The organism is Pseudoalteromonas sp. D15MCD-2 (assembly GCF_038562745.1).
In the GTDB taxonomy this organism is placed as follows: domain Bacteria; phylum Pseudomonadota; class Gammaproteobacteria; order Enterobacterales; family Alteromonadaceae; genus Pseudoalteromonas.
In genome coordinates, this window is record NZ_JBCFQE010000001.1 from 385,006 (window position 1) to 408,708 (window position 23,703).

16 protein-coding genes are annotated in these 23,703 nt (G+C 43.4%); 14 read left to right on the forward strand and 2 right to left on the reverse strand.

From position 1 onward, the window contains the following. Positions 1-56 precede the first annotated feature (56 nt). The 13 genes from rpoC (at position 57) to AADY36_RS01775 (ending at position 20,417) form a co-directional block, all read left to right on the forward strand. Entirely contained in the window at positions 57-4,229 is a 4,173-nt protein-coding gene (rpoC, locus tag AADY36_RS01715; protein ID WP_054564000.1) for a DNA-directed RNA polymerase subunit beta', read from the forward strand. Between the two features lie 192 nt (positions 4,230-4,421). Further along, positions 4,422-4,796, forward strand: coding sequence for a 30S ribosomal protein S12 (gene rpsL / locus AADY36_RS01720; protein ID WP_002958885.1), 375 nt, complete (start codon positions 4,422-4,424; stop codon positions 4,794-4,796). Positions 4,797-4,893: 97 nt separating this feature from the next. Then, the gene (gene rpsG, locus AADY36_RS01725; protein WP_054554834.1) at positions 4,894-5,364 is read left to right on the forward strand and encodes a 30S ribosomal protein S7; all 471 of its coding nucleotides are present in this window, start codon (positions 4,894-4,896) and stop codon (positions 5,362-5,364) included. Between the two features lie 27 nt (positions 5,365-5,391). Continuing rightward, positions 5,392-7,506 (forward strand): elongation factor G, encoded by a 2,115-nt coding sequence (fusA, locus tag AADY36_RS01730; protein WP_054563999.1) that lies wholly within the window; start codon positions 5,392-5,394, stop codon positions 7,504-7,506. A 60-nt stretch (positions 7,507-7,566) separates the two neighbouring features. Further along, a complete protein-coding gene (gene tuf / locus AADY36_RS01735) occupies positions 7,567-8,751 on the forward strand; it encodes an elongation factor Tu (protein ID WP_054564107.1) in 1,185 nt (394 codons plus the stop codon). A gap of 858 nt (positions 8,752-9,609) precedes the next feature. After that, positions 9,610-11,199 (forward strand): alkaline phosphatase, encoded by a 1,590-nt coding sequence (locus tag AADY36_RS01740; RefSeq protein ID WP_342408423.1) that lies wholly within the window; start codon positions 9,610-9,612, stop codon positions 11,197-11,199. Between the two features lie 11 nt (positions 11,200-11,210). Further along, positions 11,211-13,007: an alkaline phosphatase gene (locus AADY36_RS01745; RefSeq protein ID WP_054561178.1), complete on the forward strand. Its 1,797-nt coding sequence runs from the start codon at positions 11,211-11,213 to the stop codon at positions 13,005-13,007. Positions 13,008-13,080: 73 nt separating this feature from the next. Further along, a complete protein-coding gene (locus AADY36_RS01750; protein WP_342408424.1) occupies positions 13,081-13,797 on the forward strand; it encodes a hypothetical protein in 717 nt (238 codons plus the stop codon). A 185-nt stretch (positions 13,798-13,982) separates the two neighbouring features. Continuing rightward, positions 13,983-14,777, forward strand: coding sequence for a VOC family protein (locus tag AADY36_RS01755; protein ID WP_342408425.1), 795 nt, complete (start codon positions 13,983-13,985; stop codon positions 14,775-14,777). 277 nt (positions 14,778-15,054) lie between these two features. Further along, positions 15,055-15,720, forward strand: a complete 666-nt coding sequence (locus tag AADY36_RS01760; RefSeq protein ID WP_054561175.1) for an SDR family oxidoreductase — start codon at positions 15,055-15,057, stop codon at positions 15,718-15,720. A gap of 138 nt (positions 15,721-15,858) precedes the next feature. Further along, positions 15,859-16,239, forward strand: a complete 381-nt coding sequence (locus AADY36_RS01765) for a hypothetical protein (RefSeq protein WP_342408426.1) — start codon at positions 15,859-15,861, stop codon at positions 16,237-16,239. Further along, positions 16,236-18,572 (forward strand): fatty acid cis/trans isomerase, encoded by a 2,337-nt coding sequence (locus AADY36_RS01770; RefSeq protein WP_342408427.1) that lies wholly within the window; start codon positions 16,236-16,238, stop codon positions 18,570-18,572. Before AADY36_RS01765 ends, AADY36_RS01770 begins: the two co-directional genes overlap by 4 nt. 93 nt (positions 18,573-18,665) lie before the next feature. Beyond that, on the forward strand, positions 18,666-20,417 hold the full coding sequence (locus AADY36_RS01775) for a response regulator (protein ID WP_342408428.1): 1,752 nt from the start codon (positions 18,666-18,668) through the stop codon (positions 20,415-20,417). Between the two features lie 13 nt (positions 20,418-20,430). On the opposite strand, the gene AADY36_RS01780 is transcribed toward AADY36_RS01775, so the two are convergent. Further along, on the reverse strand, positions 20,431-21,054 hold the full coding sequence (locus AADY36_RS01780; RefSeq protein WP_054561171.1) for a hypothetical protein: 624 nt from the start codon (positions 21,052-21,054) through the stop codon (positions 20,431-20,433). Positions 21,055-21,183: 129 nt separating this feature from the next. Here AADY36_RS01780 and modF point away from each other — a divergent pair, with 129 nt between their 5' ends. Then, positions 21,184-22,641: a molybdate ABC transporter ATP-binding protein ModF gene (modF, locus tag AADY36_RS01785; protein ID WP_342408429.1), complete on the forward strand. Its 1,458-nt coding sequence runs from the start codon at positions 21,184-21,186 to the stop codon at positions 22,639-22,641. Between the two features lie 26 nt (positions 22,642-22,667). Here the strand turns inward: modF and AADY36_RS01790 are convergent, their stop codons facing one another. Next, positions 22,668-23,546, reverse strand: coding sequence for a TraB/GumN family protein (locus AADY36_RS01790; RefSeq protein ID WP_055198457.1), 879 nt, complete (start codon positions 23,544-23,546; stop codon positions 22,668-22,670). Between the last annotated feature and the right edge of the window lie 157 nt (positions 23,547-23,703).

A 23,703-nucleotide genomic window follows, 5' to 3' on the forward strand; every position in this document is an offset into this window, starting at 1 on the left:
AGAATGTAGGGGCGATTGGTTCGCCCTCAAGATTAACCTCCGACAGGAGAGCTAAGGTGAAAGACTTACTTAAGTTTCTGAAGCAACAAAATAAGACCGAAGAATTCGATGCAATTCGCATTGGTCTTGCTTCGCCAGATATGGTTCGTTCATGGTCATACGGTGAAGTAAAGAAACCTGAGACAATCAACTACCGTACTTTCAAGCCTGAGCGCGACGGCTTATTCTGTGCCCGTATTTTCGGCCCAGTGAAAGATTATGAGTGTTTATGTGGTAAATATAAGCGCCTTAAGCACCGTGGTGTTATTTGTGAAAAGTGTGGCGTTGAAGTAACGCTTACTAAAGTGCGTCGTGACCGTATGGGTCACATTGAGCTTGCGAGCCCAGTTGCGCACATTTGGTTCTTAAAATCATTACCGTCACGTATCGGCTTAATGCTAGACATGACACTTCGTGACATCGAGCGCGTACTTTACTTCGAATCATTCGTAGTAACTGAGCCTGGTATGACAACGCTTGAGCGTGGTCAGCTTTTAGGTGAAGAAGAGTACCTAGATGCACTAGAAGAGCACGGTGATGAGTTTGAAGCGAAGATGGGTGCAGAAGCAGTATTAGACTTGCTTCGTGAACTTGATCTTGGCCAATTAATTGCTGAAATGCGTGAAGAGTTACCTACAATTAACTCTGAAACTAAGCGTAAGAAGATCACTAAACGTCTTAAATTAATGGAATCTTTCCACCAATCAGGTAACAACCCTGAGTGGATGATCATGACAGTACTTCCAGTACTTCCGCCTGATCTACGTCCATTAGTACCACTAGACGGTGGTCGTTTTGCGACTTCTGATCTGAATGACCTTTACCGTCGTGTTATTAACCGTAATAACCGTCTTAAGCGTCTATTAGATCTAGCAGCACCAGACATTATCGTACGCAACGAAAAACGTATGTTACAAGAAGCGGTAGATGCGCTACTTGATAACGGTCGTCGCGGTCGTGCGATCACAGGTTCTAACAAACGTCCTCTTAAATCGCTTGCTGATATGATCAAAGGTAAGCAAGGTCGTTTCCGTCAGAACTTACTTGGTAAACGTGTAGATTACTCTGGCCGTTCTGTAATCACAGTAGGTCCTACGCTTAAACTACACCAGTGTGGTCTTCCTAAGAAGATGGCACTTGAGCTATTCAAACCATTTATCTACGGCAAACTAGAGCGTCGCGGCATGGCTACGACTATCAAAGCAGCTAAGAAGATGGTTGAGCGTGAAGTGGCAGAAGTATGGGATGTATTAGACGAAGTAATTCGTGAACATCCAGTATTACTTAACCGTGCACCAACACTTCACCGTTTGGGTATCCAAGCGTTCGAACCTGTGCTTATCGAAGGTAAAGCGATCCATTTACACCCATTAGTTTGTGCGGCGTACAACGCTGACTTCGATGGTGACCAAATGGCGGTACACGTACCGTTAACGCTTGAAGCACAGTTAGAAGCACGTGCTCTAATGATGTCTACAAACAACATCCTATCTCCAGCGAATGGTGAGCCAATCATCGTTCCTTCACAGGACGTTGTATTAGGTCTTTACTACATGACTCGTGATCGCATCAATGCGAAAGGCGAAGGTACTGTATTTAAAGATCCTAAAGAAGCTGAAAAAGCATACCGCAGTGGTAATGCTGAGCTACATGCGCGCGTAAAAGTACGTATTAGCGAAACAGTTAACAATGAAGAAGGTGAAGCAGTTGAGCAAGTATCTATTGTTGAAACAACAGTAGGTCGTGCAATTCTTTCACTAATCCTACCTAAAGGCATGCCGTTTGAGTTAATCAACCAAGCCCTAGGTAAGAAACAAATTTCTGGCTTATTAAACGAGTGTTACCGTCGTCTAGGTCTTAAAGATACCGTTATCTTTGCTGACCAAGTAATGTACACAGGTTTCCACTACGCAATGAAGTCAGGTGTTTCAATCGGTATCGATGACTTAGTTATCCCACCGGTTAAAGCAGAAATCATTGAATCAGCGGAAGCTGAAGTAACTGAAATCAACCAACAATTCCAATCAGGTCTTGTAACGGCTGGTGAAAAGTACAACAAAGTTATCGATATCTGGTCACGTGTAAATGAAAACTTATCACGTGAGATGATGGCGAACTTATCAAAAGACACTGTAATCAACGCCAAAGGCGAAGAAGAAGAGCAATCTTCATTTAACTCAGTGTTTATGATGGCAGACTCAGGTGCACGTGGTAGCGCCGCTCAGATCCGTCAGTTAGCGGGTATGCGTGGTCTAATGGCACGTCCAGATGGTTCAATCATCGAGACACCAATCACGGCGAACTTCCGTGAAGGTCTAAACGTACTACAGTACTTCATCTCAACGCACGGTGCGCGTAAAGGTCTTGCCGATACAGCACTTAAAACAGCAAACTCGGGTTACTTAACGCGTCGTCTAGTAGACGTTGCACAAGACTTAGTAATCAACGAAGACGACTGTGGCACAGAAGATGGCTTAACAATGAAACCGCTTATCGAAGGTGGTGACGTTGTAGAAGCACTTCGTGAACGTGTACTAGGTCGTGTTGTTGCTGAAGATGTATTAATTCCAAATACTAACGAAGTACTTGTTAAGCGTAACATCATGCTTGACGAAAAACTGTGTGACCTTTTAGAAGAGCACTCAGTGGATGAAGTACGCGTTCGTTCAGTAATCACTTGTGATAATGACTTTGGTGTATGTGCTAAGTGTTACGGTCGTGACCTTGCGCGTGGCCACATCATCAATCCAGGTGAGTCAGTAGGTGTTATCGCGGCACAATCAATCGGTGAGCCGGGTACACAGCTTACGATGCGTACCTTCCACATCGGTGGTGCGGCATCTCGAGCGTCTGCTGAAAACAGTGTACAAGTTAAAACTAACGGTACATTGAAGTTACACAATGCGAAGTACGTATTAAACACAGACGGTAAGATTGTTATCACGTCTCGTTCAACAGAGATCACTATCATCGATAGCTTTGGTCGTGAGAAAGAGCGTTATAAAGTACCTTACGGTGCGGTGTTAGCAGTACAAGATAATGCAGAAGTTCAAGGTAACGACATCGTTGCTACTTGGGACCCGCATAGTCACCCAATCGTTCTTGAGCACAAGTCAAAAATCTCGTTCAGCGACATTGATGACTCAAATACCGAAGCACAAACAGACGAGTTAACTGGTTTAACACGTGTGGTTGTTAAAGACTTAGGTAAAGCGAATGCGAAAGAACCTAAACTAATCATCGAAAGCGATGAGCGTGGTCTGCAAGAAACACGTCTTCCTTCATTCACAACGATTGAAGTAACAGACGGCGCAACTGCAAACCCAGGTGACGTACTTGCACGTATTCCGCAAGAAGGTTCGAAGACTCGTGATATCACGGGTGGTCTACCTCGCGTAGCTGACTTATTCGAAGCACGTAAGCCGAAAGATCCTGCAATCCTTGCAGAAATCACAGGTACTATCAGCTTCGGTAAAGAAACAAAAGGTAAGAAGCGTCTTGTAATCACTCCAGCTGAGGGTGACGCATACGAAGAGATGATCCCTAAATGGCGTCAACTTAACGTGTTCGAAGGTGAGCAAGTGTCTAAAGGTGAAGTTATCGCCGATGGTCCTGAGTCACCACATGACATCTTACGCCTACGTGGTGTAACTCATGTAGCTAACTACATCGTTAACGAAGTGCAAGAGGTTTACCGCTTGCAAGGCGTTAAGATCAATGACAAGCACATTGAGACAATTATTCGTCAGATGCTACGTAAATGTATCATCCTTGACGGCGGTGACACTGAGTTCTTAGCCGGTGAACAAGTTGAAGTAGCACGCGTTAATATTTCTAACCGTGAACTTGAGAAACAAGGCAAGATCCCAGCGAAGTTTGAAATCCAGTTAATGGGTATCACTAAAGCGTCACTTGCAACAGAATCTTTCATTTCTGCAGCATCGTTCCAGGAGACAACTCGTGTCCTAACTGAAGCCGCTGTAAATGGTAAGAGCGATGAGCTTCGTGGTCTGAAAGAAAACGTAATCGTGGGTCGTCTGATCCCAGCTGGTACAGGCTTTGCGTATCACCAAGACCGTTTAAACCGTCGCAAGCAAGGTGAAATCGTTGAAGAGCAAACAGTAAGCGCTGAAGAGGCAACTCAAGCACTAACTGACGCACTAAACGCAGATATCTCTGGAAACCAATAATCTCAACTTAATCAATAGATTAAGAAATCGTAAGGCAGTTATCTTCTGCCTTACGATGAGTTAAGGTTGACAGGTTAAACTTTGCTCATTAAAATTCCGCCACCCATTTGCCTGCACGTTTTGTAACGAGCATGTAAACAGGGCGGATTTTTTATTTTTTCAGTAGTAATTTTAATTTCAGGAGCTATTTAAATGGCAACTATTAACCAGCTAGTGCGTAAGCCACGTCGTAGCAAAGTTACTAAAAGTAACTCAGCTGCACTTAAAGCTTGTCCGCAAAAGCGTGGTGTATGTACTCGTGTATATACAACTACACCTAAGAAACCAAACTCTGCATTACGTAAAGTAGCGCGTGTTCGTTTAACTAACGGTTTCGAAGTAACATCTTACATTGGTGGTGAAGGCCACAACTTACAAGAGCACAGTGTAATCCTAATCCGTGGTGGTCGTGTTAAAGACTTACCAGGTGTGCGTTTCCACACTGTACGTGGTGCACTTGACTGTGCAGGCGTTAGCGACCGTCGTCAAGCTCGTTCTAAATACGGTGCTAAACGCCCTAAGGGCTAATGGTTCTCCGTTAGTAAGGCCAAGCACTAAATTTTTAAATTAATTGTTTTGGGTATTGACTCTAAAAGAGCAAACCTGAAGATACCGGAGATACAAAATGCCTAGAAGACGCGTAATAGGTCAACGTAAAATTCTTCCAGATCCTAAGTTCGGATCGGAACTTCTTGCTAAATTCGTTAACGTAGTAATGTTAGACGGCAAGAAATCTACTGCTGAAAAAATCGTTTATGGTGCGTTAGACGTGGCTGCTGAGAAATCAGGCAAGTCGCACCTTGAAATCTTTGAAGCTGCACTTGAAAACGTTCGCCCACAGGTAGAGGTTAAATCTCGCCGTGTTGGTGGTTCAACGTACCAAGTACCAGTTGAAGTACGTCCAGTACGTCGCAACGCATTAGGTATGCGTTGGTTAGTAGACGCTGCACGTAAGCGTGGCGAAAAATCTATGGGCTTACGTTTAGCTCAAGAAATCGTTGACGCTGCTGACAACAAAGGCACTGCGGTTAAGAAACGTGAAGACGTTCACCGTATGGCTGAAGCGAATAAAGCATTCGCTCATTACCGTTGGTAATCTGCCCTTAACCTTTAAGAGGATCATATGGCACGTACAACTCCACTTGAGCGCTATCGCAATATCGGTATTTGCGCTCACGTAGATGCAGGTAAAACCACCACAACAGAACGTGTTCTGTTCTACACGGGTCTTTCTCATAAGATCGGTGAAGTACATGATGGTGCTGCAACTATGGATTGGATGGAGCAGGAACAAGAGCGTGGTATCACAATCACTTCTGCTGCAACAACGTGTTTCTGGAAAGGGATGGACGCTCAATTTGACGACCATCGCATCAATATCATTGATACGCCAGGACACGTAGATTTCACTATCGAAGTAGAGCGTTCTTTACGCGTACTAGATGGTGCGGTAGTTGTTCTTTGTGCTTCATCTGGTGTACAGCCGCAAACTGAGACAGTTTGGCGTCAAGCGAACAAATACGAAGTTCCTCGCATGATCTTCGTAAACAAAATGGATCGCACTGGCGCTGACTTCTTAACAGTTGTGGACCAGGTGAAATCTCGTCTTGGAGCAACGCCTGTTCCAATTCAGCTACCAATTGGTGCTGAAGACGACTTTAAAGGTGTTATTGACCTTATTAAGATGAAAGCCATTAACTGGAATGCCGAAGATCAAGGCATGACTTTCACTTATGAGGACATTCCGGCAGAGCTTCTGGAGCTTGCAGAAGAATGGCGTTCTCACATGGTTGAGAGCGCTGCTGAAGCATCAGAAGAACTAATGGACAAATATCTAGAAGGTGAAGACCTGACCGAAGCTGAAATTAAAGCAGCTTTACGTCAGCGCACATTAGCAAACGAAATTGTTCCAATGACGTGTGGTAGTGCATTTAAGAATAAGGGTGTTCAAGCTGTGCTTGATGCTGTTATCGAATATATGCCTGCGCCAACACAAGTGAAACAAATCCAAGGTATCGTTGAAGATGGTACTGAGGAAGAACGTCCTGCTGATGACAACGCACCGTTTGCCGCACTTGCTTTTAAGATTGCGACAGACCCGTTCGTTGGCACCTTGACCTTCTTCCGTGTTTACTCTGGTACTGTTAAACAGGGTGATGCGGTATATAATCCAGTTAAAAGTAAGCGTGAGCGACTTGGTCGTATCGTTCAGATGCATTCAAACTCACGTGAAGAGATCAAAGTAGTCTACGCAGGCGACATCGCAGCGGCTATTGGTCTTAAAGACGTAACAACAGGTGAGACACTGTGTGATCCGAACTCAATTATTACGCTTGAGCGTATGGAGTTCCCAGAGCCAGTTATCTCTGTTGCGGTTGAGCCTCGCACAGTAGCTGACCAAGATAAGATGGGTATCGCGTTAGGTAAACTAGCGGCAGAAGATCCATCTTTCAGAGTACAAACTGACGAAGAATCAGGCCAGACTATTATTTCTGGCATGGGTGAACTTCACCTTGATATCATTGTCGACCGTATGAAACGTGAATTCAGTGTTGAATGTAACGTTGGTAAGCCGCAGGTAGCATACCGTGAAGCTATCCGTTCAGCTGTTGAAGTTGAAGGGAAGTTCGTACGTCAATCAGGTGGTCGTGGTCAATATGGTCACGTCTGGCTTAAACTTGAACCGATGGATATTTCGGATGATGAAGCGCCAACTTACGAGTTCGTTAACGAAATCGTTGGTGGTGCCGTTCCTAAAGAATACATCCCTGCGGTAGACAAAGGCATCCAAGAGCAAATGTCTCAAGGTGTGCTTGCTGGCTACCCATTACTTGGCGTTAAAGCGACTCTATATGATGGTTCATTCCATGATGTAGACTCGAATGAAATGGCATTTAAGATTGCAGGTTCAATGGCGATGAAGAAAGGTGCGCTTGAAGCAAACCCAGCTCTTCTAGAACCAGTAATGAAGGTTGAAGTTATCACTCCTGAAGAAAACATGGGTGATGTAGTTGGTGACTTAAACCGTCGCCGCGGCATGATCGAAGGCATGGAAGAAGCATTCGGTGGTCTTAAGCAAATTAATGCGCAAGTACCACTTTCTGAAATGTTTGGTTATGCAACTGATCTGCGATCTGCAACACAAGGCCGTGCATCTTACTCTATGGAGTTTTTGAAGTATGCAGAAGCCGCTAAAAACGTTGCAGATGCAATAATTGCAGCTCGCGCTGTTATATGATTTAGCTTGTCTGGCCCAATAGTGGGTCAGGCGTTAATTTCTTTATAGGAATTTTTTAAGATGGCAAAAGAAAAGTTTGAACGCGTAAAACCGCACGTAAACGTTGGTACAATCGGCCACGTTGACCACGGTAAAACAACTCTAACAGCAGCAATCACTAATGTACTTGCAAAAGTATACGGTGGTGTAGCTAAAGACTTCGCATCAATCGATAACGCTCCAGAAGAGCGTGAGCGTGGTATCACAATCTCAACTTCACACGTTGAGTACGATACTCCAACTCGTCACTATGCACACGTAGACTGTCCAGGACACGCCGATTATGTTAAAAACATGATCACTGGTGCTGCTCAAATGGACGGCGCAATCCTAGTAGTTGCTGCGACTGACGGTCCTATGCCACAAACTCGTGAGCACATCCTACTTTCTCGTCAGGTTGGTGTACCTTACATCATCGTATTCATGAACAAATGTGACATGGTTGACGACGAAGAGCTACTTGAGCTAGTTGAGATGGAAGTTCGTGAACTTCTTTCTGAGTACGACTTCCCAGGTGATGACTTACCACTAATCCAAGGTTCAGCGCTTAAAGCGTTAGAAGGCGAGAAAGAGTGGGAAGACAAAATCGTTGAGCTTGCAGAAGCACTAGATTCTTACATCCCAGAGCCAGAGCGTGACATCGATAAGCCATTCATCATGCCTATCGAAGACGTATTCTCAATCCAAGGTCGTGGTACTGTTGTAACTGGCCGTGTTGAAGCTGGTATCATCAACGTGAATGACGAAGTTGAAATCGTAGGTATCAAAGAAACTACGAAGACAACTTGTACAGGTGTTGAGATGTTCCGTAAGCTTCTAGACGAAGGTCGTGCGGGTGAGAACATCGGTGCACTTCTACGTGGTACTAAGCGTGAAGACGTTGAGCGTGGTCAAGTACTAGCTAAGCCTGGTTCAATCACTCCACACACGAAGTTCACTTCAGAAGTATACGTACTTTCTAAAGATGAAGGTGGTCGTCACACTCCATTCTTCAAAGGTTACCGTCCACAGTTCTACTTCCGTACAACTGACGTAACAGGTGACGTACAGTTACCAGACGGCGTTGAAATGGTAATGCCTGGTGATAACATCAAGATGACTGTAGAACTAATCTGCCCAATCGCGATGGACGAAGGTTTACGCTTCGCTATCCGTGAAGGTGGCCGTACAGTTGGTGCTGGTGTTGTTGCAACTATCGTTGAGTAATCAACTATAGTGATGCATTAAGCATTAAGCATTAAGAAAAACCCGAGCTTAGTCTCGGGTTTTTTTATGGGTAAAAAAGCTATCAGTTTTAAGTTTTAAGCAGTTTAGAGTGAAAGGCTAATCTGCCGCCTTCAAACTCCCAATGGACGAAGGTTTACGCTTCGCTATCCGTGAAGGCTGAAAGTGGGGAGTTAGGGAGTGAAACTCCCGCCGCTTGAAGGCAAAGAGCTCTGCGATGAGCCGGAGGCCGTACAGTTGGTGCTGGTGTTGTTGCAACTATCGTTGAGTAATCAACTATAGTCATGCATTAAGCATTGAGAAAAACCCGAGCTTAGTCTCGGGTTTTTTTATGGGTGAAAAGCTATCAGCTATCAGCTCTCAGACGTCAGATTCGATCGGTAGGGTTGTTTAGTGTGGTGTCTCGCTCAGCATTTGCCCTGTTCATTCTTCGGGTAGGTTGGTTTGAGCGCAGCGAAACCCAACACAATCCATGTAAACCTTTTCTTTGGTAAACCCAAACCACATTAAAGCACTCCCAAGGTTATGCTTGACCTAGAACCTAGAACCTAGAACCTAGAACCTTTACCCTTGCTAACTCGCTAACTCGCTAACTCGCTAACTCGCTAACTCGCTAACTCGCTAACTCGCTAACTCGCAACTCACCCCTAGCACCTAACCCTATTATTTCCCCTAAAACTAATTGCTTACCTATAGCTAAAGTTGTTTTTGTTTCATCATTTCGTCATGAAAAACCACTTTTTTAGTAACAATGCCTTCTTAGTATGGCTGCGCTAATTATCCAAGTGCAGTTTAGTTAGCACTCAAACTCTTAAAATAACGTACTAACGGAACGTAACGATGAAAATTAATAAAATTGCTACTGCAATTGGTTTAACGCTGGCATTGTCAGCGACGGCCAATGCAGGTGTGTTACCAGACAGTCAAAAACAAAATGATTGGTATAGTGCTGCTGAAACAAAATTAACAGAAAAAGAAGCGGCGGCTCAGGCTGAGCAAACGTTTAAAGCTAAAAATGTCATTTTATTTGTTGGCGATGGTATGGGTATCTCAACGCTAACTGCATCGCGTATCATGGCGGGGCAAATGGAAGGTAAGTCGGGCGAAGAAGGCTTACTTAGCTTTGAAGAATTCCCTTACTCAGCGCAAATCAAAACTTATAACGTTGATGCGCAAACCCCTGACTCTGCAGGCACAATGACAGCAATTATTTCAGGTGTTAAAACCGATGTAGGTGTAATTGGTGTTAACGAAAATATCGAGCGTGGCGAGTGTGCAACGGTTGCGGGTAATGAGTTAATTACCGCAACAGAGCTGGCAGAAATTAAAGGTCTAGCAACAGGTGTTGTCTCAACGGCGCGTATTACTCACGCAACCCCGGCTGCAACCTATGCAAAATCAGCTGACCGTAACTGGGAAGACGTGTCAGACATGCCAGCTGATGCTGTAGAAGCCGGTTGTGAAGATATCGCCTCACAACTTGTTAATTTCGAGAAGAACCTAGAAGCACGCTTCGTAGGTACTGACGTAGATGGTCTTGAAGTTGTGATGGGTGGCGGACGTCGTCACTTCTTACCGAAAGATGCAGCGTTCAATTCAGCTGATGCAGTCAGTGAAGTAGAAGGTGACCGTACTGATGAGCGAGACCTAACTGCTGAATGGCAAGAAATGTACCCTGATGGCATGTACGTCATGGACCAAGCTGGCTTTGATACACTAAATGCTGACAGCAAACGTGTATTTGCATTATTTAACGAATCACACATGCAATACGAAGCAGATCGCGCTAACGATGTTGCGGGTGAGCCGTCATTATCTGAAATGACAGGTAAAGCGATCGACATCTTAAAGAGCAATGAAAAAGGCTTTTTCTTAACCGTTGAGTCTGGTCGTATCGACCATGGCCACCATGCGGGCAATGCTTATAACGCGTTAAACGATACCGTTGAATTTGCCAAAGCAGTGCAAACAGCAGTAGAGAACACCAACCCAGAAGAAACACTTATTCTTGTTACTGCCGACCACAGCCACGTATTTACTATCGCGGGTTATCCAAAGCGCGGTAATCCAATCTTAGGTCAAGTGGTTGCCATTGGTAGCGAAGAGCCAAGCCTTGCGGCAGATGGTATGCCGTACACCACAGTTGGTTATGCAAATGGTTTAGGTTTTCGCGATTTAGGTGATGAAACTGATGCAGATGCATCATATAGCGAAGCGGCATTTGCAGGTCGTGTTGATTTAACGGGTGTTGATACGACGATGCCTGGTTATCACCAAGAAGCTACCGTGCCATTAGGTTCTGAGACTCATGCGGGTGAAGATATTTCACTTCATGCAAAAGGTCCAGGTGCGCAACTAGCACAAGGCGTTGTGGAGCAAAACGTAATTTTCCACATCATTAACCAAGCTCTAGAACTAATTGAAGAATAATGGCGACGACGATGAAAAAACTAAATTTAATTTCTCTTGCTGTAGTAGTGGCATTAGCGGGTTGTTCTGATGACGATGACAACTCACCAAAAACATTAACCGTTGAAAATACATTAGCTGTTGGTTCTGAGCAGTGCGTAAACGGTGGTACAGAAACGCTAACCGGTGCAGATAGCAACGATAACGGTGAGCTAGACTCAGCAGAAGTAACGGACACAACCGTTGCATGTAATGCACCAGCAACGTCGTTAACGGCATCGCAATTAGCGCCGTTGACCGATAATGAATGGTTCAAGTCAGCACAAGTTAAAGTCGCTACTAGCGAAGAAAACATTGCTGCCGTTGTAAAAGAGTCTGGTAAAGCGAAAAACGTGATTCTGTTTGTTGGTGACGGCATGGGTATTTCAACCGTGACGGCAGCACGTATCATGGCCGGTCAGCTTGAAGGTAAGTTAGGTGAAGAGCACCAACTAAGCTTTGAAACACTACCTTTCTCAGGGTTTGCTAAAACCTATAACGTTGATGCGCAAACACCTGATTCTGCGGGGACGATGACAGCAATGGCATCGGGCGTAAAAACGGATGCTGGCGTTATCGGTGTTGATGAAGACATCGAGCGTGGTAACTGTGCAACGGTTGCAGGTAATGAACTAGTTACAGCTACTGAACTTGCAGAGATTGCCGGTAAGTCGACTGGTATTGTTTCGACAGCGCGTATCACTCATGCAACACCTGCAGCAACGTATGCAAAATCGGCCGACCGTAACTGGGAAGACGTATCAGATATGCCAGAGGCAGCAGTTACCGCTGGTTGTGAAGATATTGCATCGCAATTAGTTAATTTTGAAGCAAACCTAGAAGCACGCTACGAAGGCCTAGATGTTGATGGTTTAGAAGTTGTGATGGGCGGCGGTCGTCGTCATTTCTTACCGAAAGATGCAGCTTTTAACTCTGCTGATGCTGTGAGCGCTGTAGAAGGTGACCGTACAGATGGTCGCGACCTAACAGCTGAATGGAAAGCTAAATACCCAGCAGGTCAATATGTGATGGACCAAGCAGGTTTTGATGCAATCGATGCAGAGTCAACAGAGCGCGTATTTGGTTTATTTAATGAATCACATATGCAATACGAAGCCGATCGCGCAAACGATGTAGCGGGCGAGCCTTCGCTTGCTGAGATGACAGCAAAAGCAATTGATGTGTTAGACAACAACGCTAATGGTTTCATGCTAACAGTTGAAGCTGGCCGTATTGACCACGGTCACCACGCTGGTAATGCTTACAATGCACTAAGCGATACAGTTGCGCTTTCAAAAGCAGTCCAAGTTGCTCTTGATAAAACCAGCATTGAAGACACGTTAATCATAGTAACAGCTGACCACAGCCACGTATTTACTATTGCTGGCTACCCAAAACGTGGTAACCCAATCTTAGGTAAAGTGGTACCTGTGGGTAGTGATGAACCATCACTTGCAGCAGATAACATGCCATACACAACAGTTGGTTATACCAATGGTGGCGGTTTCCGCGACTTAGGTGATGAGACTGATGCTGATGCAGGTTATAACTATGCGCCGGTAACGGGTCGTGTAGATCTAACTGATGTTGACACAACAACACCTGGTTTCCACCAAGAAGCCGTCGTACCACTAGGTTCTGAAACACACGCAGCAGAAGATGTGGGTGTGTATGCAGTAGGCCCAGGTGCACATTTAGTAACAGGCACTAATGAGCAAAGCCTTATCTTCCATGTTATGGATTATGCCGCTGACCTTGTTAAACAAGCCGATGCTAAATTAGCACAGTAATGAGTTCTTGGGAGGCTCTGAGCCTCCCTTACTCAATTAGTTATACTGAAAACCAAGACAAAAAGAGAATCCCGTGAAAGCAGCCATCTTACTTGCCTCATTACTTAGCCCACTTGCTGTTGCAGGGCAATGCGATATGAACACCGGTTTTACGCAAGCAGACTATACGGTCACCACAGATATAGTTGCTAATAAGCAGCATACTGAAAACACCTTTACCCTCTGGCGTACGCCTCACCAGGTGGCTAAGCAGAATCCACAGTTTATTGAATTATGGCAACAGTTGCGCAATCAACAAATTCGCCCAATTCGTTATTTTCAGCATGCCCAGCGTGGTATTGAGTATCAACCATCGGAAGTGCAAGGTGAACAAGATTGGAGTAGCAAATATCAGTTAGTAAGTGATAAGTTTTTAGCCTCTATGACGCACCAGAAAAGCACAGATGAAGGCTGTGAGCTAACAGAATATTACACACAACAGCAGGGTGATAGCAAAATAGAGCTAAGCTGGCTTGCCAATCAAAAGTTACTCAAAGCAATTCGTATTTCAACACCAACATATAGCCGTGAAATTACTTTAACAGCCAGCCACCACAATCAACAGAATGTGCAGGCTGAGTTTGCGAAATGGGATAACTACCAAACAACCGATTACGCAGATATCGGTGATAATGAAAGCGATCCGTTTTTAGCTAAAATGATCAACTTAGGGTTTGTTGAGCATGGCGCGAGCGGTTTTTATGATGCGCAAGGTAATCAGCTCAAAGGTGAGCATGGCCATCATCACTAATTAATTATTACAATGCCGCTTTTTTAGCGGCATTTTTGTCTCTGTAACTCCGTGCTTTCTAAAGCAGTTTATTGTTTGTTTAGTTAAGGCAAAATTACTTATTTCTACGAAGTGTTGCAACTATTGTCTGGTTTGATTGGTAAATTGTGCCATTGTTGCTTAAGTTTAACCAAGGAGGAACAGTCATGACAAAAATAAATACAAAACACCCAGCAGGTACTTTCTGCTGGGCCGAGTTATGCGCGAAAGACTGGCAAGCTGCAAAGCAGTTTTATACGCAACTTTTTGACTGGAGTTTTGATGACCAGCCGATAGGCGAAGATATGTATTACACCATGCTGAAAAAACAAGGTGATGATATTGCCGCTATGTATCAACTGCCAGAAAGTATGAGCGAGATGCCAACCCATTGGTTATTGTACATTGCTGTTAATGATGTTGACCAAAGCACAGAGTTGGCAAAATCATTAGGTGCAACTGTATTGGCCGGGCCACATGATGTTATGACGGCAGGTCGCATGGTGATGCTTCAAGAACCAGGCGGTGCAACATTTGCCTTATGGCAAGCCGGTGAGCATATCGGGGCTAAACGAGTGCAAGAGCTTAACCTACCTTACTGGTTTGAGCTTGTATCGAAAGACATGCAAAAAAGTCGCGACTTTTATTGTCAGTTATTCGGGTGGCAGTTTGAGGTGAAACCCATGGAGGGCATGGACTACACCTTATTTACCATCGATGAGCAACCGATTGCGGGCATGCTTGAGATGACCAATGAATGGCCCGATGATATTCCACCCCATTGGATGCCGTATTTTGCGGTAGCAGATTGCGATCAGGCAGTCGCTAAAGCAACGCAGCTTAATGGCGCTATTTGTGTGCCAGCAACAGACATTCCAGATGTTGGACGCTTTAGTGTGATTACCGATCCACAAGGGGCCGTATTTTCTATACTTAAATCAACCATTGATGAATTAACTTAAGCCCTTGGTTTTTGCCAATCTGTCCCAAGGTATATATATCTAAGCCCCCTCAAAATGCACAAACTCGCACCTTGAGGTGGTTTGGGTATAATACCAATTCGCAATAATACTTAGTCATTTTGAGGGATTAAACCTGTCGCTACCTGCGTTAAAAATTTCTGATTTAGAACAACTAAATAACGAAATTTTTGCCTTGTTATCAACGAGGTTTTCTTGCCTCAAAATAGACCATTTAATTAAGCGAATTGGTATAAAAAGCTAATTAAGGAGCAGATTGATGACTAAGCATGTGGTGGTTACGGGGGCCAATAAAGGTATTGGTCTTAATTTTTGTAAACAGTATTCAGCCCAAGGTTACCGTGTTACTGCAGTGGTTCGCACGCCAAGTGAGGAGCTTCAAGCACTCGATGTGAAAATTATTAGCGATATTGATGTGGCTGATGCCGATGATGTTGCAACACTTGCCAATTACTTACACGGCGACAAGATTGATATTTTGGTTAACAACGCCGGTATTTTTCATAACGAAACATTAGCTGATATGGACTTTGCTGCTATAGAAAAGCAAATTAGTGTAAACAGTATCGCACCTATTCGCATTACTCATGCATTACAGCAAAGCTTAGGCATTGATGCCAAAGTGGCGATGATCACATCGCGCATGGGCTCAATTGCTGATAATGGCTCGGGCGGTTACATTGGTTATCGTATGTCAAAAGCGGCACTTAATGCTGCCAGTGTTAGTTTAGCCCATGAGCTAAAAGATAAAAAAATTGCTGTAGGGTTATTCCACCCGGGCTTTGTACAAACGCAAATGGTTAATTTTGCAGGCGATATTAGCCCTGAAACTGCTGCAGAGCGGCTCATCAAGCGGATTGACGAATTAAACCTTAGCAACACAGGTGGGTTTTGGCATTCAAACGGCGAAACGCTACCTTGGTAATGCATTTTTCACTGTTTTTATAATTCGGTTAGTTAGCGGCTAAAAAGCTGCTAACGGCTGATAAGTTTCGCTAATTATTGAACTTATAGTTTGCTATACTCGTATAATTAAAAGTCATTTTGATGTAGAGAGCAGCACATGGAATTAGAGCAAAATAGCGATTTAACCCTTCCTCTTTTTTGTTTCGATGAAAACCTTCACAGCCGCGATATCGAATCTCCAGATTTACTATTACATGTAACGCTAAGCGAAGAGTTACTCGCGCAGCTTTGCCAAAATCCAGCTGTAGATAGCAGTGTCGCAATTGCCATTAATGAATATCGTCTTGAAGCGTTAAATGATGACTATCAAGCATTGATTGATGGTGAGCATGATGCGCAGCTGACACTCGTTCGTGGGCCACTATTAAGCGCGATGCTTAGTTGCGACAACGACCAAACCTTTGTATCGCCGCAAGTCGATATGATGCCAACCTTCGATTTAGGCGATGACGTTGAAGATATCGAGGAGGAAGGATGAGAAAACTCCTCACTACCGTATTTGGTCTTATTTTATTAAGTGGTTGTGCTTATTTAGGTGCTGCTCATTACGATGAACTGTTTGGTGAAGAGCAACCTAGAGAGCGCGTTGTTGCTGCGTCAACACTTGAAGGCGCGGAGTTTTTAAGTGATGTAAAGCCGGTGCTCGACACTCGTTGTGTGGTTTGTCACGGCTGTTATGACGCACCATGTCAACTTAAGTTATCTTCTGTGGAAGGTATTGATCGGGGCTTAAGCAAAGAGCGTGTTTATGACGGCACTCGTTTACTAGCCCAAGAGCCTAGTCGCTTACTGTTTGATGCGACATCTACCGCCCAGTGGCGTGAAAAAGGCTTTACGCCAGTACTTAACGAGCGAGCACAAACCGAAGAAGCGAACCTAGCGGGTAGCGTGCTTTATAATGCCCTAGTACTTAAGCAAAGTAGCCCTCTTCCTAAGCAAGCTATTTTAGGCGATGAGTTTGATTTTTCGCTCGATCGTGAACAAACATGCACCACAATGAATGAATTTGACTCATTCGCTAAAGATAACCCACACAGTGGTATGCCATATGGTTTGCCGGGGATCTCAAGCGAAGAGTTTCAACACCTTGCTAAATGGCTTAAGAAGGGCGGTTACCTTGCTCATATTGAGCCTCCTGAAGAAGGCGTACTAAAACAAGTTGAACGTTGGGAAGCATTTTTAAATCAAGATGGTTTAAAGCATCAACTGGCTGCTCGCTATATTTATGAGCACTGGTATTTAGCGCATATTTACTTCCCTGAGCATGGCGATAAACACAGCTACTTTAAGCTGGTTCGCTCTTTAACGCCACCGGGTGAAGAGATCAAACACATTAGCACCCGTCGCCCTTATGAAGACCCTAAAGTTGAGCGTGTTTACTACCGTTTAATGCATGACCGCTCGACTATCTTAGCGAAAACACATTTACCTTTAGCGTTAAATGATGAAAAGCTTGCGCGCATCCATTCGCAATTTATTGAAGCTGATTACCAAGTAAATAAACTGCCAAGCTATAAACCAGAAGTGGCATCAAATCCGTTTAAAGCCTTTGCTGCAATCCCAGTAAACTCACGTTATCAATTTATGCTTGATGAAGCTGAGCTTATTATTATGGGTTTTATTAAAGGGCCGGTTTGTCGAGGTCAAATCGCGTTAAACGTGATTAACGACCAGTTCTGGGTGGGGTTTGCTAAACCTGAAATGGCGGCGACACCTAAAGTGGGTGAATTGTTGTTACAACATGAAGATGCCTTAGCATTACCAGCAGAAGAAGAAAGCAATGCCTTGCCGATTTCTAGTTGGGTGAAGTATTCAAAACGCCAAAACAAATACCTGTCAGCCAAAGTTGCACTGGCTAATAAGATGTTTGAGAACGGTCAGCACCTAACAACCGATTTACTTTGGCAGGGTGATGGCCATAACCAAAATGCAGCACTGACGGTGTTCCGCCACTTTGATAGCGCAACAGTTGTAAAGGGCTGGATAGGCCAGCAACCAAAAACCGCCTGGATACTAGACTACGCACTATTTGAACGTATTCACTACTTGCTGGTGGCGGGGTTTGATGTGTATGGCAACATTGGTCATCAGTTATTAACTCGTTTGTATATGGACTTTTTACGCTTAGAGGGTGAAGCAAACTACCTTGCATTATTGCCAGAAGCTAAGCGCAAAGAAATTAAAGCTCAGTGGTATCGTAAATCACCACCTAGCTTAACGAGTTTCTTTGAAGATGAATTGTCATTTAGCCAACCTACGGGTATTGAATACAAAACAATGGACTCGCAGTCAGAGTTGTTCAATATGCTAAAAGAGAAGCTTAAGCCAATTTTAAGCCCTCGTTACGACTATACGAAAGTGCCTGAGCCACTTGCTAAAATTAACAACCTTCCGGTTAAAGCAGTGAACTTGCTACCGCAAATTTCGTTTGTGTTAGTCAAAGATGGCGATGATAAGCACAAGGCCTATACCCTGATCCATCATAATGCTCATTACAATATTTCGAGCTTATTGAATGAAGAAGGGCAACGAGCTTATGACGAAGATACAGTAACGATTGTGCCTGGGTTCATAGGTGATTACCCAGAAGCCATTTGGTACTTACACAATGACCAGCAAATTGCAGCTTTTGCAGCTGGGCTTGCTAAAGCAACAGATGAAGCAGCTTACAGAGATCTGAAAAGTGAATTCGCTATTCGCCGAACACATCCACAGTTTTGGCAATACAGCGATATTTTACACCGTGTAGCGAAAGAGTATCGCGGCGTTGAATTTGGGTTATTTGACTATAACCGACTCGAAAATCGATAAATTTCTGTTAATTATCATGTTTAAAGCCCACTTCAAGTGGGCTTTCTTGTATTCTATGAACTACAATTATTTTTAAAAAATAATGAGTAAAACATGTTGCAGCTAGTCACAGATATCCGAAGACGATATCGCTGGGGGTTATTGGCGATTGCCATATTGATCTCTGTATCAGCTATCTTGATACAGAGCCTTTTGTATATCCAAAAGGGTGACGCCAAAGTTATCAACATTGCCGGTAAGCAACGCATGCTGTCCCAAAAAGTAGCCTTGTACGGCAATGCACTCATTTACCATGAATCCGATCATTTCCAACAGCAACACCGAAGACTACTGGAACAAGCCGTTGAGCAATTTATTGCAGGGCATCAATTTTTAATTCAGCAGGATGAACAAGGTCACTATATTCATTTAAATGAGGCGCTTGAGGCCCATTACTTCTCGCCTCCTACCGCATTAGATGAGCACGTGAAGCGTTATGTGAGTAAAGCGCAGCAGCTATTAAACAATACTGATGATTTTGCCTATGTGGACCGCTCAACATTTGTTAGCAATCAGCTTGAAGCACTACTCACAAAGCTAGACCAAGCGGTTAAATTACTTGAACAAAAATCAGTTCAAAAAGTCACATTTCTGGCGGTTTTAGAGTTATTGTTTTGGCTCATCGCCATGGTGTTATTAGCCATTGAGTTATTTTTCATTTTTAAACCCATGGAGAAACTGGTCACTAAAAATATTGCTAAATACAAAGAACAAAAAGAGTTTGCTGAGCGTGTTAATAAAAATAAAGAGCGTTTTATAGCCCGTACCAGTCATGAATTTAGAACACCATTGCAAGGTTTGACCGCATCAATCGAAGCGCTCGATATCAGCGACAGTCAGCAACTGACTAAACAGCAGGCGCTTTATTGCGTTAATAGGCTGGTGGCTATGCTAGACGAATTAATGGACTTACAGCAGCTAACCTCGGGAGAATGGCAGTTAAGTTTTACTAGCAGCAATTTGTTATCAACATTAAAGCAAGCTATCTCACCCTATGAATATGCCTGTAACGATAAAGGTATTACCTTGAGCGTGAACTTAGCTGAGTCACTCAATAAAGAAGTGAGCACTGACCATGCAAGGTTGACGCAAATCGTTGCTGAAATCATTAACAATGCCGTTAAATTTACTCCAAGCCAAGGCCGTATTGCCGTAACAGCTGCATGCCAAGGTGAGCAGCACTTTGTAATGGAAATACAAGATAACGGTAAAGGCTTTGAAAAGCCGCCGACAGATTTACTTAGCTACGAAAATGACTCAGAGCAACATTTTCAAGGCTTAAAAACGGGGTTGCTTAGGGTTATGCACATTGTTAAAGCATTAAAAGGAGAAATCCAATTTCTTAATGCTGAGCCACAAGGTGTGAAAGTGTTAATTAATTTTGAACTAGAAAGCACGCCTAAATCAGCAATGCCAGCGCCGCTGCCGCAAGCATTACATTGTTTAATTGTGGAAGATAACCCATTGAATGCGACAATTTTAGGTCGCATGGTTAGCCATTTAAATTACAGCTTTGATGTGGCTGAAAACGGCTTAATTGCCACAGATAAAGCCTCAGATAAGCATTACGATTTAATTTTTATGGATTTAAATATGCCAGTTATGGATGGCTTTAAAGCGATTGATATTATTCGTAATGAGCAGGGGCAACAAGTGCCAATTTTGGTGGTGACCGCCAATACATCGAATGAAGATTTGCAACGAGTATATGAGCTTGGAGCAAACTTGCACGTATATAAACCGATCTCGCTAGATTCAGTGCAAAAAGCTCTCAGCATTTTATTTACTGAGAGCTCACAGGGATAACCAAAGCGTTAAATTAGTTCGTTACTTTAATGTCGCCAACACCCACCTCGACTTCAATATCGTATTGGCCATTGCCACGATAGCTTGAATGCGAGCTAACCACTTTACGGCTAGTGTTACCGTCATTTTTTAAGCCGCGAATTTTAGTGTCGCCGACACCTGTATCAAGCTCGATACGTTTGTAGTCATCAAGCGCGCTATCAATTCTTACCGCGCCCACACCAAGCTCAATCTCAACTGAATTACTTGCGTCGTTAATTTCAATATCGCCAACACCAAGTTCAACATCAATTGCCATCGATTTAGGCATTTTTACATGCCAGTTTTGTTGAATGTCGTCGTTATCTAATTTTAAGCTAAGTGAGCTGGCGCTTTGCGAGTGGCTTAATTCAATATCTGATAAATCGACATCAGAGCTGAACCAGCTATTGTCATTTTTTGGTTCAATGCGAACCGTAACGACGACTTCGCTACCGTCATAGCTTTCGACCTCTAAGCTGCCCACCGGAAAATCAATATCAAGCTGGCTTGCGCTATTCACTGCGAAGTTGTGATTTAGTTCACGTGAATCTTTTGCCATTGCGTATGTTGTTGTTAGTGCTAAGCCAATTGCTGCTACACAAAGTAATTTTTTCATTGTCTGTTTCCTGTTGATGACCTTTTATACCTTAGTCGCAGCTGTGTTCAAAAAAGGTTTAAACGATTTTTAATTTTTTATCGAATACGGTAACGTCAAGCTAACGGTAACTTAGAATGAGGATTCAAAGTGCAACAAGTGCAGTTGGTTAATGTTAAAGCTAGCCTAAAGGGGCAGGGCAATGACGTTTATTATTTAGATGATCTCAATATCAATGTATCGCCATTGCAGCAATGGGTTTTACTTGGTGCGAATGGGGCGGGTAAATCGGCCGTGGCAGCTGCCATTGCCGGTTTTGCGAAAATAGAAAAAGGCCAGTATGAGAATAGCTTTGAGCGTATAGCATTGGTTTCGCCAGACAGCCAAAAGCAGCTCCTTGCGGCTGAGCTAACTAAAGATCAAGATGATATTATTGATGGCGTTACGCCTTCGAGTACGGTTTATGAGTTAATTATTGCAGGTCGAGACGAGCAACAGCTTGATAGTGATTTGCTACAGCAGTTAATAAGCCTATTTGATTTTAGTGACAAACTTAGCAAGGCATTTCGCGATTTATCGACCGGTGAAACCCGCAAACTGATGTTGATTCAAGCCATAATAGGTCGACCAGATTTACTTGTGCTTGATGAGCCTTTTGATGGTTTAGATGTCACGGCAATGGCAGGGCTTAATCAGCTACTCGCAGAGCTTAGTAAAACAACGACCCTTATTTTTGTGCTCAATCGCTTAACTGAGATCCCTGACTTTGTTGATCATTACGCCTATGTTAAAGAGGGTCATGTCACAGAGCAATTAGCGAAGCCTACACCCGAGCAGCGCGATGATTTACTAAAGCTATTGCATCTAACTCATACTCAGTTACAAATACCTGAGGCTGATATTGACCATCAAGCGCCTCCGCTCACAGATTCTATGCTGGTAAGACTCAATAACGCAGCAGTGAGTTATGGCGGCGAGGCTGTATTTGAAAAACTAAACTGGCAAATTAACCAAGGCGAACATTGGCAGTTAACAGGTAAAAATGGCTCAGGTAAAACCTGTTTGCTGAACCTTATCACAGGTGATAACCCGCAGTGTTACAACAACGATATCAAGGTGTTTGGCTATCAGCGCGGAAGCGGTGAGAGTATTTGGCAAATTAAACAGCACATTGGTTATATTTCTAACGCGCTGCATATGGATTATCGAGTGAGTATCACCGCGCTCAATACGGTTGTTTCGGGCTTTTATGACAGCATTGGTCTTTACCAAAAAGCCACCGATAAGCAACTTGCCATTGCCAAAAAGTGGTTAGCGTTATTAGGGTTAAGTGATAAACAAAGCAGTTCATTTAGCCAGCTGTCTTTTGGTGATCAGCGTTTATTGTTGATTGCTCGGGCTATGGTTAAACATCCTAACTTATTGATCCTTGATGAACCTTGCTTAGGCCTCGATGAAGCGAATAGGCAACGAGTGTTATTACTAGTAGAAAAAATCTGCGCTGCAGGTACCAGCACCGTGGTGTATGTTAATCACCACGCGAGTGACAAAATAGCCGGTATCAACAATTATTTAGAGATGGCAGATTTCACAAAAAAAGCGCCATAAGGCGCTTTTTTAATGATTAAAATCATTTAGATACGGGTAATGGTGAAACCTTTATCTGTTAATTGCTTCAATAAACCGTGTTGCTCTGGTAAGTGCAAAGCGCCCACTGCAATGAACAGCTTTTCTTTACCGATGCGAGTCGATAGTTGATTAACCCAATCGTTGTTACGGTCTATCAACATCACTTGCTCGCTTAGTTGACCATATTCAGAGTCATCAAAGCTTTCGTTATAAAACTGCGTAAGTGTTTTCATATCACCCGATTTCCAAGCCTTGATAAGACCAAAAAAGTAGGTGTCTACGTCTGCAAGTTGCTCGAATGTTTCTTCGATCATCTTGTCATTCATAATTGCTAAGTGCTCAAACATTTCCATTTGGCGTTCAAGAGTTTCGAGCTCACCAATAGATATTTTATGTTCTTGAGCGTAAGCAAGTACTTGCTTGTCGATGCCGTATTGATCTGAAAAACCAACACTTTGGAACTCCATCTGCATCATGGTGACCATCACCGCCCATGGTGCTAAATTCTTAAACATCGCAATATCAATTGATTTATCAGCAAAGTACTTTTGCAGTTTTGCATAGTTTTCTGGTGATAATTCAGATTGTAAGGTTTTGCCATTTTTCAGCATCATAAATGGTAATGAGCGACGCTGCATTTCCATCGGTGAAATGGCGCTGATATCCACCTCAACAATGACTTTATCTGAGTTATCGAGTGCTTTTGTTACCTTACTTGGCAAGCCTTTCATGCTGTTATCGCCAACATGCACGGTACCAAATAAATAAGAAGCAACGCCGTTTTTTTCTACTTTCCATAACCCCGGCTCTGCAAGTGCATATTGGCTAAAACCAAGCAGTAGCACCATAAAAAACAGGGCATTAATACGCTGGACGAATTTCATAACTTTCCTTTTCATAACGTGGTTTTTTCAATACTAAACTAATTTTTCTTTGAGGCGTTAAATTAAATCGGCTTTATGCAGAAAAATCACATCTAATTGCTAAAAATTAATCAATCATATAATTGCAAATAACGAGGTATGAAATTTCAATTTTCAA

Coding starts and splice junctions, on each gene's coding strand:
- fusA (WP_054563999.1), top strand. CDS start 5,392: ATGGCACGTACAACTCCACTTGAGCGCTATCGCAATATCGGTATTTGC.
- AADY36_RS01790 (WP_055198457.1), bottom strand. CDS start 23,546: ATGAAATTCGTCCAGCGTATTAATGCCCTGTTTTTTATGGTGCTACTG.
- tuf (WP_054564107.1), top strand. CDS start 7,567: ATGGCAAAAGAAAAGTTTGAACGCGTAAAACCGCACGTAAACGTTGGT.
- AADY36_RS01765 (WP_342408426.1), top strand. CDS start 15,859: ATGGAATTAGAGCAAAATAGCGATTTAACCCTTCCTCTTTTTTGTTTC.
- AADY36_RS01775 (WP_342408428.1), top strand. CDS start 18,666: ATGTTGCAGCTAGTCACAGATATCCGAAGACGATATCGCTGGGGGTTA.
- rpsL (WP_002958885.1), top strand. CDS start 4,422: ATGGCAACTATTAACCAGCTAGTGCGTAAGCCACGTCGTAGCAAAGTT.
- AADY36_RS01740 (WP_342408423.1), top strand. CDS start 9,610: ATGAAAATTAATAAAATTGCTACTGCAATTGGTTTAACGCTGGCATTG.
- AADY36_RS01780 (WP_054561171.1), bottom strand. CDS start 21,054: ATGAAAAAATTACTTTGTGTAGCAGCAATTGGCTTAGCACTAACAACA.
- AADY36_RS01760 (WP_054561175.1), top strand. CDS start 15,055: ATGACTAAGCATGTGGTGGTTACGGGGGCCAATAAAGGTATTGGTCTT.
- rpsG (WP_054554834.1), top strand. CDS start 4,894: ATGCCTAGAAGACGCGTAATAGGTCAACGTAAAATTCTTCCAGATCCT.
- AADY36_RS01755 (WP_342408425.1), top strand. CDS start 13,983: ATGACAAAAATAAATACAAAACACCCAGCAGGTACTTTCTGCTGGGCC.
- AADY36_RS01745 (WP_054561178.1), top strand. CDS start 11,211: ATGAAAAAACTAAATTTAATTTCTCTTGCTGTAGTAGTGGCATTAGCG.
- AADY36_RS01770 (WP_342408427.1), top strand. CDS start 16,236: ATGAGAAAACTCCTCACTACCGTATTTGGTCTTATTTTATTAAGTGGT.